The sequence below is a fragment of the Ktedonobacter sp. SOSP1-52 genome, assembly GCF_016587395.1.
Genome location: NZ_BNJH01000006.1, coordinates 172848 through 185760, shown reverse-complemented (window position 1 = coordinate 185760; position 12913 = coordinate 172848). Strand labels below are relative to the sequence as shown.

9 protein-coding genes are annotated in these 12913 nt (G+C 53.7%); 3 read left to right on the top strand and 6 right to left on the bottom strand.

All coding sequences use genetic code 11. From position 1 onward, the window contains the following. Positions 1 to 31: 31 nt before the first annotated feature. Positions 32 to 919: an AraC family transcriptional regulator gene (locus JMJ16_RS45980; protein WP_201392554.1), complete on the bottom strand. Its 888-nt coding sequence runs from the start codon at positions 917 to 919 to the stop codon at positions 32 to 34. Between the two features lie 44 nt (positions 920 to 963). Here JMJ16_RS45980 and JMJ16_RS45975 point away from each other — a divergent pair, with 44 nt between their 5' ends. Next, the gene (locus JMJ16_RS45975) at positions 964 to 1560 is read left to right on the top strand and encodes a LysE family translocator (protein ID WP_201392552.1); all 597 of its coding nucleotides are present in this window, start codon (positions 964 to 966) and stop codon (positions 1558 to 1560) included. Between the two features lie 153 nt (positions 1561 to 1713). Here the strand turns inward: JMJ16_RS45975 and JMJ16_RS45970 are convergent, their stop codons facing one another. Together JMJ16_RS45970 and JMJ16_RS45965 are read right to left on the bottom strand one after the other, a co-directional pair. Then, on the bottom strand, positions 1714 to 2133 hold the full coding sequence (locus JMJ16_RS45970; RefSeq protein WP_201392550.1) for a TIGR03618 family F420-dependent PPOX class oxidoreductase: 420 nt from the start codon (positions 2131 to 2133) through the stop codon (positions 1714 to 1716). Between the two features lie 40 nt (positions 2134 to 2173). Continuing rightward, entirely contained in the window at positions 2174 to 3460 is a 1287-nt protein-coding gene (locus JMJ16_RS45965; RefSeq protein ID WP_201392548.1) for a sugar MFS transporter, read from the bottom strand. 358 nt (positions 3461 to 3818) lie between these two features. Between JMJ16_RS45965 and JMJ16_RS45960 the strand changes: the two genes are divergently transcribed. After that, complete coding sequence (locus JMJ16_RS45960) at positions 3819 to 5552, top strand: serine hydrolase (RefSeq protein ID WP_201392545.1); 1734 nt, start codon at positions 3819 to 3821, stop codon at positions 5550 to 5552. Positions 5553 to 5763: 211 nt separating this feature from the next. Continuing rightward, positions 5764 to 8673: an amino acid permease gene (locus JMJ16_RS45955; RefSeq protein ID WP_201392543.1), complete on the top strand. Its 2910-nt coding sequence runs from the start codon at positions 5764 to 5766 to the stop codon at positions 8671 to 8673. 65 nt (positions 8674 to 8738) lie between these two features. On the opposite strand, the gene JMJ16_RS45950 is transcribed toward JMJ16_RS45955, so the two are convergent. The 3 genes from JMJ16_RS45950 to JMJ16_RS45940 all read right to left on the bottom strand — a co-directional run bounded on the left by JMJ16_RS45950 (position 8739) and on the right by JMJ16_RS45940 (position 12857). Further along, complete coding sequence (locus JMJ16_RS45950) at positions 8739 to 9959, bottom strand: FAD-dependent oxidoreductase (protein ID WP_201392541.1); 1221 nt, start codon at positions 9957 to 9959, stop codon at positions 8739 to 8741. A 352-nt stretch (positions 9960 to 10311) separates the two neighbouring features. After that, positions 10312 to 12009, bottom strand: a complete 1698-nt coding sequence (locus JMJ16_RS45945) for a cell wall metabolism sensor histidine kinase WalK (RefSeq protein ID WP_201392539.1) — start codon at positions 12007 to 12009, stop codon at positions 10312 to 10314. Positions 12010 to 12146: 137 nt separating this feature from the next. Continuing rightward, positions 12147 to 12857 (bottom strand): response regulator transcription factor, encoded by a 711-nt coding sequence (locus JMJ16_RS45940; protein WP_236602011.1) that lies wholly within the window; start codon positions 12855 to 12857, stop codon positions 12147 to 12149. Positions 12858 to 12913 lie beyond the last annotated feature (56 nt).

The window sequence follows — 12913 nt, the reverse complement described above, 5'->3', positions numbered from 1 at the left end:
GAGGGCACGATAGTGCTTGTAAACGGCGCGTTCAATGATTGTGCTGCTCAACGTTCGCGCCTTTTACCACTCTCATCGCTTGATAACGTGCAGGCGTGATCCCAAAGGTGGCTTTAAACATCCGACTGAAGTGCGCTTGATCAGCAAAACCAGCCTCTATAGAGACCTCGACCAGCGATCGGCCCTGGACGAGCTGTTCGCGAGCAAAGTCAAGACGCCGCATGAGCAAATAGCGGTAGGGACTGGTCCCACACATGATCCTAAACTGCCGGGCCAGATCGTAGCGGGTGAGTCCAGTCACTGCCTCCAATTCCAATGAGTGGACGACCCGCGTTTTCTGAGTGTCAAGATACTGGCGTGCTCGTTTCAGGGCAGCAACATCGAGATGACGAGGAAGAGGGACTTGCTTGCAACTCGGATCTGCCTCCATCAGCCCCTCTGCCAATTGCATAATGAGACTATCGATTGCCAGCGATTCGCGGGTGTCCTGAAAGGCATTGATGACTGCAGCAGACAATTTCTGATTCATTGTAACCGGCGTACATACAAATGGCAGCGAGCAGGTGTGAGTACACATGGTCTGAATCGCTTCAAAAATCAAAGCCGGTTCCACATACAGCTCGCGATATCCGAAGCCCTCTTCCGTGCCTGCATGCCCATCATGGACCTCATCGGGATGCAGCACCACTACCTGGCCTGGTGTGCTGATCTCAGAGTGGCCTCGGTAGTCGAAGGCCTGGATGCCAGCGGTCGTCAGGCTGATCGCATAGGTGTCGTGACGGTGCTTCTGATAGGCGCTCCCTTGAAACCATGCTTCTAAGAATTCTACTCCATATTCCGTCTCAGTACTCCGCATCCAATCCTGTGTGCACAATCGTTCAAGACCAATGCCGCTGGCTTTGCTATGCTTCTCAATCATAACAACTGACCTCAAGAATTCTAGTATGAGGAGGGATCTCAGTGATGACAGCCAGTCAAGGTATCACCTTTTTGCTCTTCGCCGTCGTTGCTGCTATTACGCCTGGACCCAGCAATCTCATCTTAACCTCGACAGGTGCCAACGTGGGGTTGCTTCGTGGGCTCCCCTGCCTGGGTGGGGTGGTAATTGGAATGGGGCTCATGATGTTCCTTGTTGCCTTCGGACTTGGAAACGTCGTTCTGGCAAGTCCGGGGCTCGTCCTGCTTCTCAAGTGGGGAGGCATTAGCTTTCTGCTCTGGCTGTCGTGGAAGATTGCCACGGCAGGTCGCAGTGACGCGACAACAGAGAAACAGCCTCTCGGTTTTTGGGGCGCAGTTGCTTTTCAATGGATCAACCCTAAGTCGTGGCTCGTCAGTATCAGCGCGGTTAGCGTCTACTTGCATCCTGTCGCAGGCACAGCATTCACCCAGGCGATAGGCTTTGGTCTGCTGTTTATCCTTGCCGCTCTGCCAAGTTGTTTCATCTGGCTGGCGTTTGGAGCAAGCGTACAGCGATTTCTGTCCACGAAACGAAGCGCAAGAATATTCAACGTTACAATGGGAGCCCTGCTCGCAGGATCTGTTCTTCTGTTCATCTGGTAGCTAAATAGTCCACTGCCTCTTTGCTCTCCTGCCGGGCGGAGGCATGTCCAGTTTATTCTGATTAATGGTGTGTTGAAGGATGGTGGCCCTGGGCCACCATCCTTCAACACACCATTACCCGGCGAGAAACACCGCACGTGCAAAAGAGGTTGCCTACTGGCTGGTGAAGCGGTCAATGGTCACGCGAATAACCTGATTATACTCCTGCCCCATCGACTCGGGAGTGAAACCTATTTCCTGCATTTCAGCGCCATATTTCGCCTTATAGGCGGGCAGGGTAGTGTCGGTCCGCTCTTCGTCACTTGAGAGCACACGCGCCTGGCCTTCAAGGATAATCACGTCGCCACCATCATCAGTATTGTCCAGGGCTAACACGACATTAGGATTCTGGGCAAGGTTGCGGATCTTCTGGTTATTCTTGCTAAAGATGAGGACTGATTCGCCCTCCCACAGGAACCAGACAGGCACGCTATGCGGGCGTCCATCGGGTCGCACCGTTGTAAACCAGGCAATCACCTCATTTGTCAAACGCTCTTTTGTGTGCTCTTTCAAGGTTTCAACAGAGAAACTCATCGTTCTACTCCTTTACCATAACCATTACTTATCATAACCATTACTTCTGCGATTCCTTTACAGGTGCATAGCCGATTAATGTCAGCAGCAGGAGCACCGGCGCGCTTCCCAGGAAGGCCAGGCCCGCCAGCAGGCCAAAGTGCGCCGCCAGCAGGCCCACGATAGCAGGTAGGGCGGCCTTAAGAGGCTCTCCAAAGCCAGTAATAGCTCGGACCAGGCTGGAACGCCCCGGCAACTGCGCATAAGTCTGAGCCTGAGCAATGGGATACCAGCCCGCAGCACCTAGCCCGACTATACCCAGGGCCAGGCCCGCCAGCCAGATGATATGCGTCGTCAACAGCAAGAGCATGCCAGCCAGGACAACTACAGCCATCCCGGCCAGCACGCGATGCGGCACCTGGCTGGCGATTCGGCGTAGCCACGGCTGACGATCCAGCAGCGCCAGGCCCAACAGACTGCTCATCAATGTACCTGTAAGTAGCCAGCCAATGGTCGTCTCGCTGGCATGGAGCGTATCGCGCAGGTAGAGCACTGCAAAGCCAAGCAAGACCTCATCCACCATATCTGGAATTAACGCGAGCAGCCCCCAGCGCAGTAGAGCAGGATTGCGCATAGCCTGGCTCAAAGCACTCCAGGTACTTACACGACCTTCTTCTGGGATGACGCCAGGCTCGGCGTGAACTATATCATCACTGCTAACGAATGACCCTTCAGCTTTTATTCCCACAGGTTCGCACCTGGGAAATGGCTGCGCGACCGTAAGCAGGAATAGAAGCGCCCATAAGCCAGCCGCGAGCCAGCAGATCTCGGGCCAGCCCTGCTGTAAGCTCACCAGGGCCGTTACCAGGAGCGGAGCCAGGATATCTCCCACGCTGGCAAGCAGGGTCCAACGCGTCATTATCGCTACACTCCTGGCCGGATCACTATCGATCAGTGTGGCCTCCGCCAGCCCCACAGCGGTTCCTACGGCGGGATAATAGAGCGCAAACACCACCAGCAGGACACCATAACTGGAGGCGAAAGCCGCCACGACAAAGCACAGGATCAAACACAGCAGCCCACCAAAAATCCACCAGCGCTTGGAGTGGCGGTCACTGAGCACATTGATAATCGGCTCCAGAACCATAGCTGAACAACTGCCAACGGCAAACAACAGGCCAATCTGTTCATAACTGAGTCCCAGGCGATCACGCAAGAGGGGCAGGCCAACAACGGGAAAACCTGAAACAATCTCGTCAAACAAACCATAGCTGAGCAGGGTCGCCTGCATGTAGGCAGCCGATATCCCCCGGGTAGCAGGCTGGCGAAAAACATTCTTGAAGTACATCACGCAAACTTCTCCTCCAACAAAAACTCTGAATAAAGAGCAAAATCTCATTCAGAGTGGGAGGAGCGCGCGCACAAAGGCCGCGACCAGCCATTGCCGCTCGCGACCAATCTTCACCCGTGAAAGAATTCGGGTTGCAAAACTGAAAGTTACCTGCGGGTTAGCAGGGGCTACGTGTGCTCATAGCGATGTTTACCTTATAGACAAACGTTGTTGCACACAGTATACCTCAAAAGCTGCATTCGCGCCTATAGCACCCCGTCTGTCTTGCAACTGATCAGCGACAAGATGCGTACTTGTTTTCAGTACACACATTCGTCGCATGTTTGAAGCGGCGCTAGCAGAGAAAGGATATGCTGTGTCCGAAAATCCATCGACTGCAACGACCCCTCGCCTGGAAGAGTTCACCACCTTTGTCCACCAGATGCTGAAGGAATGGCAGGTCCAGGGAACAGCCATCACGATTGTCAAAGATGGGCAGGTTATTTTCCAGCAAGCCTTCGGCAAGCGCGATACAAAACATGACCTGGATGTCACGCCTCAGACGCTCTTCCCCATTGCCTCATGTAGCAAGGCCTTCACGACGGCGGCTCTCGCGATCCTGGCCGATGAGGGACGCCTGGATTGGGATACACCGATTCGCACCTACATCCCTACCTTTCGCCTGGCTGATCCCTTTGCAAGCGAGCGCCTGACGGCTCGCGATCTGGTCTCGCATCGCTCCGGCCTGCCGCGCCATGACCTGGCATGGTATAACTCAACCGCCAGCCGGAAAGAACTTTTTGAGCGCCTGCCCTATCTGGAACCAACCAAAGACTTTCGTACCCTCTGGCAGTACCAGAACCTGATGTATATGGCTGCAGGCTACCTGATTGAGCAGATCACCGGGCAGACCTGGGAAGAGTTTGTACGTGTACGCATCTTCGAGCCGCTCAGCATGCGCCAGAGCAATTTCTCTATTGTGGAGACGAGCGAGCAGGCAGAAAACTTCTCCCATCCCTACAAGGAAAGCAAGGGCGAGGTCAACGAAATAGCTTTCTATGGAGCGCAGGGAGCCATTGGACCCGCGGGAGCCATCGTCTCTAATATCGAAGAGCTAAGCAACTGGCTTCAACTACACCTGAACAAGGGGCTTTACAACGACCAGCGCATCCTCTCTGAGAGCCAGGTAATACAGCTACATGCCCCTCAGATGGTCATCCCGGGCATGGACAACTATCCCGAACGCCCCTTTGCCAGCTACGCGCTGGGCTGGTTTGTACAGCCCTATCGTGGCTACCCCATGATCCATCACGGTGGCAATATTGACGGCTTTAGCTCCCTCGTTTCGCTCTTCCCCAGCCAGAATATTGGTATCGCCGTGCTGACAAATATGAGTGGCTCCCCTGTACCAACTCTCCTGACCTACGCGGCCTTTGAGCACCTGGTGGGCCTGGAGAGAGTGGACTGGCACGCACGCGCGCAGAAAACTCGTGAAGAATTCAAAGCAGCAGAGCAGCAAGGCCAGGAGCAGGACGCAGGCGAGCGCATACCAGACACTCAACCATCACACCGGCTTGAGGCGTATGTGGGAACCTATACGCATCCAGGCTATGGCACATTTGAAGTGACTCTGGACAGCGAGGAGCTATACGCCGAGTTTAACCAGATGAAAGCGCCGCTCAAGCATTACCATTACGATATCTTCTCCCTGGAGATCGAGCGTTTCGATATCAACCTCAAGGCCTCGTTCCAGGGCACTGTCCGTGGTGATATTGATATCCTCATCGTTCCGCTAGAGCCCACCGCCAACGATATCGTCTTCAAACGCAGCATCAACAAGCAGTTAACCGAGAAGAGCTTTTTGGAGCAATTTATCGGTGAATATAAGGTACTTGATACAGTTATGGTCGTCGTCCTCAAGGGTGAACAGACGCTCCAGGCGACTATCCCCGGCCAACCCGACTACGAACTCCTACCCTATAAAGAGACAGAGTTCCACGTCAAAGGCCTGTCAGGCATACGCATCAACTTTGTGTTGGATGTCGAAGGCCAGGTCATTGAAAGCAAGCTGACCCTCCCCTATGGCGTCTTCAATGCCAAAAAGAAGTAAATAAAGAGAGCACGTGAAGAGGACCCGGGTGGGCAAATTCCCACCCGGGTCCTCTTCACGCGCTCTCTTTATTGCTGGTAGCAATAAAGATTAAGGACTTTAGTCCCTATACAGATGGGCCTACACTGGAATAAAACATAGCGACACAGTGAGCAGGTAGAATCAACAATCAAGACTATAAGAAGGTGTGCGTATATAAGGAGTGCCACCAATGGAAACCAGCCCTACTCCGGCTCAACCGCATAACAGTCCTACACCTGAGCGCCACACAGACCAGGATCCCTTTCTGAGGCGCCTGGATATCGACGCAAACGTTCCTCTGAAAGCTACCCAGCCTGTTCATGCCTTGCGCCAGCTCCCAAAAACGCTTACTAAAAGAGACCTGCTAGTGTTCTCCTTGCTCACCGTCCTGATGTTTACACCCGTTAGCATAGCAGGCGGTGTAGGGTATGGTGCACTCATCTACTGGCTCCTGGCCTTCCTTATTGTCCTTCCTATCATCATTATCTCACGCTGGCTTTCGCTACGCGTTGCCAGTTATGGAGGACAGTATCGCTGGATTACGGCTCTGGGAGGACCACAATGGGGATCAATTACGGGACTTTTCTTCTGGCTCGCGGGACTCTTCGCCACTAGTGCCTCCCTCATAAGTAGTCTGGTAATATTCCAAATATTTGCTTCACCTCTATTTGCTACACCTGTTGAAGAGCTAGGGGGGGTGCTATGCCTCACAGCCATTGTGTTGGGACTCATATTTATTCCTCTGGGCAAACTCAAATATATTCTTGCAGGTATTCTCATCCTCAATATGCTTCAGATTCTTCTCCTGGGGCTGGCAGGCTATCTCTGGGTCCTCAATGGACATGCCCCGGCGACAAGCTCAGCTACCATACTGCCGGGGCCACAGCATATGGAATTTTTTAGTATCGCCATTTGGGGTCTGCTGGGAGGCGAAGCTCCATACATTATGACAAGCGAAATAAAAAATCAGCATCCTGATAGAGGCCGCAACGTAGGTAATTTTATCTGGAGGAGCTATGCCATCATCCTCCCGTTCTACCTGTTCTCAACACTAGGCGTTCTCTTATTCTTCGGGCAACAAAACAATCCTATTCCTATACAAACAGGTATTGCTGCGATTCAAAACACCTTCGGGCTAGCAATAAGTAAAGTTGTTCTCATTTTCTTTCTTATCGGTACGACCGGAAAGACTGTGCTGTTCATCACGATGTCCTCACGTCTCCTGTTTATGGCCGCCCGCGATGGGATGTTACCCGAAAGGCTAACGCGCATCAACCGCCAGGGCATTCCCTATATGAGTTTACTGGTTCAGGTAGGGATAACCGCGGCTTTTGTTCTCTTGATGGACTTGCTCCTAACAGGAATATCTGATTTTAATCCAATCAGCACGCAGCACGGTCTCCCTTTCTACCTTTTCCTACGTGCTATTACTACAATTATCTGGCTTTTGGCCGCCATCCAGGTCTTCGCCATGGTCATTCGTTATATTGTGCACTTAAAAAATCGTTCTCGCCATTCACGCTTAGAGGCCCATATTAGCGGACGTGAGGGTGCCTGGATTGTAGCTGTTTCATGCTTCGGCATTATCACAATGCTGATTGGCATCGTAGAGGTTATTGGCCATTCCTGGGCACCCACGATCTTTTCACAAATGCGCTGGAATTTTACCGTCGTCACCTTTACCCTCATCGCTATTGTCATTGGTTGGCTCTGTGCCGAGATACCACGGAAACATACCCTGCTGACGACGTTGCGCAAGGTCAATACACGTGAGCAGGCACTACGCAACCAGCTAGAGGAAGCATATCACGAACAACAGATTCTCGTTGCCCAGCAACAGGAGCTTCTCACAGCCGTGGATCAGCTTTATCGTGAAAACGCCCGCGCGGCAGTAACCGATCCCATCACTAGCCTGCCAAACCACCGGGCAGTCATCGCATACATTGACACAGCTCTACGCGAGGCTAATGAAACGCAGGAATCCATGGCCCTCCTCTTCGTGGATTTAGACCGCTTCAAGCTGATCAATGACAGCTGGGGGCACCCGGCAGGCGACGCTGTCCTGCACGAGGTTGGCATACGCCTGCAAGACACCGTTGGCATAACAAACTTTGTGGGCCGCTACGGCGGCGAAGAGTTTGCGGTCATACTGCGTCACAGTAACGTCTCTGAGGCCGTTCAGGTCGCTGAAAAAATTCGTCACAAGATCATGGAAAAACCCTTCATCTGGGATATCGACGAGAACGCAACACCGGTTGAGCTAACCATTACGGCGAGTATCGGTATCTCCATCTATCCCTATCATGGTGAAACACGCGAAGCTTTGCTTGAGCAGGCCGACCGCGCGATGTACCGCGCCAAGCATAGCGGTCGCAACCGCGTCTGCATCGTCTTCGCGGAAGAGCGCGCCCACCAGATCATTACCGTCTCGGGATTGGGCAGTTTCTCCTCTGAGGAGATCTGCACGGCACGCGCCCTCCTGGCTGCCATGCAAGCGTATGACAAAGAGACATATGAGCACGCGCAACGCATGGTTAACCTCTCGGAGGCCGTCGCCCGTCGTTTACGCTGTGGATCGGAAGAAATCCATAACGTGCGCCTCGCCGCCATGTTCCATGATATCGGCAAGGTCGCCGTTCCAGATAGCATTCTACACAAGCCAGGGCCGCTGAACACAGATGAATGGGAGGTTATTCGACGCCATCCGGACACCGGCAGACAGATCCTCTCACGCGCTGGTGGAACCTTCGCCATTGTCGCCTATATCATTGGCGCACACCATGAGCGCTGGGATGGCCAGGGCTATCCCGGTGGCCTGGCCGGCGAGCAGATTCCGCTGGCCGCGCGTATCCTCTCGGTTGTCGACGCCTATGATACCATGATCTCAGGGCGCATCTATCGCAACCCCATCAGCCATGAAGAGGCTTGCGCGGAACTCAAGCACTGTGCGGATTCCCAGTTTGATTCCACAGTCGTCGAAGCCTTTTTACAGGTCCTCCAACTGCCCGACGTCACAACCGAGGCCAGCGAACCCTTCCTCCCCAACACCTGGTCGAAGCCAAAACAGAATAGTAAGTCAGGGTATGGAATGAGGATGTAGTTGACGGGCGAAGCCCGTCAACTACATCCTCATTCCATACCCTGAACGTCGCAGGCGCGAAAAGGTCAGGCTTTGATGTGCACGGGGCGCAAACCAAATAACAGGACGCGCATAGGAATATCGCGCAAGAAGGGAATACTAAAGAAAACGCGCATCATCAGCGGAAGGCTGGGTGGCGTTCCCTCCTTTTCCAGGGGCTTCACCAGGCGCTTTTGCAACTTCTGCTGGTGATTTTGAATCAGCTTGACCGGTAGCATGCGAGCACGCTGAATCTGCTCCATATCCGCTGGCTGCACATTCTTAGCCTTCAGCTTATCACCCAGGATATTCGAGGCGGTCACCGCATCTTGGACCGCAAGGTTGATGCCCGCGCCCGCAATGGGAGACATGGCATGCGCGGAATCTCCAATCAGCAGCACACCCGGCGCATACCAGCGCTTGAGGCAGTAAGCCTGGATAGAGAAGACCGAGACCTGCTTCCAATCCTTAATCTCATTGACGCGCTCCTCAAACAGCGGCTCGATATTGGCAATCGAGCGACGCAACGCCTCCAGACCCCGCTCATGCACACGAGCATAGCCCCCCTTAGGAATAGGATATCCAAGCTGCCAGACATCTGGGCGCGGCGAGACCGAGAGAATTCCTTTATCTGACTGGATGACCGTCGCCAGCTCAGGATCGGATGGTTTACGCGAGAGGCGCGTCCAGAGAATATCCATAGTTGGTTCCGCGAACTGAGGCTCCAGGCCTGCCATCTTGCGTACACGCGAGAAACGCCCATCCGCGCCGACAACCAGTTGCGCCTGTATCTCTCCACGTCCGCTCTGGCCACGATAGCGCACACCGCATACCTTGCCATTCTCCTGTAACAGGCCATCAACCTGGGCGCCCATCAAGACCTGGAAGTGAGGATACTGCTTGGCCTCCTCTATCAGCATCGAGATAAAGTTAGGCTGAGGCAGAATCGTTACATGCGGAAAGCGAATCCGCAGGCGCGAATAGTCCGCTAGAGAGATCATCCCCTTCGGCGTCTGCATACTCAGCTTTGAAATCTTGGTATGCGGAATCTTCATAAGCTTCCCAATCAAGCCAAGCTCATACACCACATCCAGGACCGAGGGAAATACTGTGTCGCCGCGAAAATCCCGGTCAAAATCCATATGCGATTCAAGCAACACAACAGGAATATTCTGCCGAGCCAGCAGCAAACCAAGCATAGCACCGGCAGGCCCCCCACCAACAATACAACATGATGTCTGTGAGACCGAAACAGATGTATCTAACATATCTCTACTCTTACCTCTCTCATGCCTAATCCTAAATGATGAAGCATAGCAGTCAAGCATGGTACGACACTACTGGATAATTACTATACTTAAGCCCATCATACGCCCATACTTGAAAAGCACTTCATCTATAAAGAGAGGGAGGTGGTGAGGCTGTCCTCACCACCTCCCTCTCTTTATAGATGAAATTAAACACATCTTTTCTGGACAGGGGATATAGTAACAACAGGAGCGGGAACGAAACGCTCCTGAAGAGGCGTAATCCACCATCGAGACAACGTATCCGTATCTTGCTTGCTTACCACTTTGGGACAGATGCAGCGCACCAGTCGGGCATAACTCCTATGCTCGTCTAGTGCTGCTGCCGCTGTTCCAGCAGCTTCACAATAGGGGTCTTAGTGGTAATATCTTGCACCGCCAGAGGGAAACGCAGGGTAAAGCAGGTCCCCAACCCCACCTCGCTCTCAACTTCCACACTTCCACCCATAGCCTCCGTCATCTCCTTGACAATCGCCAGTCCCAGGCCAGTCCCAGAGGCAGGCTGCTGGCGCGACTTCTCCGTGCGGTAGAAGCGTTCCCAGATATGAGGCAATTCGTCAGCGGGGATACCCTCACCCGTATCTTTGATTTGCAGCACTACCTCTTCATGTGCCAGGTCTGCCTGTGCGCTGACGGAGATAATACCTCCCGGTGGTGTATGTCGTATTCCATTGTTGAGAAGATTTTGCAGAATCTGCTCCAGCCGGGCCTCGTCAACCAGGGCCTGCGGCAGGTTCACCGCCACATCCGCGATGATCTCCACACGACTACCACGCCAGGCCAGGGGCGCCAACACATCCACCAGGCGCTGTGTTAACACATCCACATGACTGGGAGCACAGCGCAGCTTCAATTTGCCAACCTCGGCCCGCGCCAGGGCAAAGAGGTCATCGATCAATCCCTGCAAGCGTACTGTCTGCTGATTAATAACGTTCAGATCCTGGCGCAACATAGGAGGGGGAGCCTCATTCCAGTTGGCCAGGGTTGACTCAAGATAACCACGCATGGTCGCCACAGGCGTGCGCAGTTCATGCGAGACGCTGGCTATCAGCTCCCGGCGCTCGTTGAGCAATTGCGCAACGTTGTCGCGCTCCTTCTGCAGCTCATGCAATGTCTCTTCCAGGTGGGCGGCCATGGCGTTAAAGTCGTTCTGTAGTCGCGCCACCTCGTCCTCGCCCTGCACCGGAATACGGATGCTATAATTGCCCGCGCGCATGGCGCTGGCCGCGCCCACAAGTGTCTCTATGCGCTGCGTAATACGGCGCGCGAAGAAGTTCGAGAAAAGTAAGACAGGCGGGAGCACAAAGACCAGAATCGCCGCGATGGCGCTCCCTGATAGGAACAGGTTCAAGAACAGGTAGAGCGGCAGGTTCTCCGGTTTTGAGTAAGAGAAAGCACTCGCGAATAAAATAAAAAGTGAGAGCACGCCTACTCCAAACATGGGAATCATCATAATCGCATGGGTGAGCGCCCAGCTCAAATGCTGCTTACGCAAGCGATTCCAGGCCTGGAGCACACGAATCGCTGCTCGCAGGAACAGGAAAAAGCTGGCGCTACAGAAAGAGAGGAAGACATCAATAGCAAGCGAAGTTGCCGGAGGATGCGCTACATCAGTGGATCGAAAGCGATCCGCATAGCCAGACCAAATGATCGTGTTCAGACCCGATAATGAAGGGAAAGGGGTCCAGACCAAAAAAACCATCTCAAGCAGGAAAATCACAAGCACACAGGCCGCCATGAGAAATTCGACGCCCACCTGTCTGCGCCAGGGACGCACTTTTGACGTACGCCAGCGCATGGTACTCCAGAACACACTTACGGGGCAATAAAACAGGAAAAATGTGACTGTATTATTCATTAATCGTCCAGGTTCGTCCGCCATCTGCGCGCGAAAAAACAGCCACCAGGTAATGATCACTACTGCCTGGATGAGCACCATCTCGAGCAAGGCCTGCCAGCCACGCGTCTGAAACCAGAACTCGCGCATCTTCCTGATCAATGTATTTCCCATATCATATGTCTCCAGGCCACAAACTCCAGGCTCCTGACCATTTTACTCTGCCCGCTCTATAGGGATCATGCTTGCACGGCCTTGCCCAGGGAGTCAAGCATTTCTCTCCCCGACAAAAGTCCAAGCAAGCGTGGACCCTACACCTTACCTGATGCTCCATTGTGCAGGCGGTAGCCGATGCCCCAGACTGTCTCGATGGAATCGCCCAGCTTGCCAAGCTTTTTGCGCAAGCGCAAGACGACATTATCAACCGAGCGGTCTCCGCCGATGTAGGTGCCACTCCAGAGTGTTTCAATAAGATAGGAGCGGCTAAAGGCGCGCCCGGGGCTACGCAACAGCAGTTGCAGCAGCGCGAATTCAGTAGGACTCAAATCCAGCAGCGCACCTTCGAGGGTTACCTCGTGCGTTTGAGGATTGAGGCGCAGATTGCCCAGGCATAGCTCCTCGCTCGCCACACGGCGGTCCGCGCTAATAGTCAACTTAATCAATTCGGCGCGCCTGAGCAGGGCACGCACACGCGCTACAAGCTCGCGCATACTAAAAGGCTTGGTCAGATAATCGTCGGCCCCGATCTCCAGCCCTATGACGCGATCAGCCTCCTCGCTGCGAGCCGTCAGCATCAACACGGGAGTCGCCGAGCTCTGGCGCAAGCGCCGTAGCACCTCCAGGCCATTGAGCCGGGGCAGCATCCAATCCAACAAGACTACATCTGGCTGGTGGCGCTCATGCAGATCCAGCGCCTTCAGGCCGTCCTCAGCATGAAATACCTCGTATCCCGCGCCCCTCAACTCGCGCATAACAATCTTTGCCAGGTCGTTCTCGTCTTCAACCAGTAGTACCTTCTCCATAACAGGTGCGTCATCCCCTCTATACATGTGTTCTATTATAGCTTTGCCAACTGGAC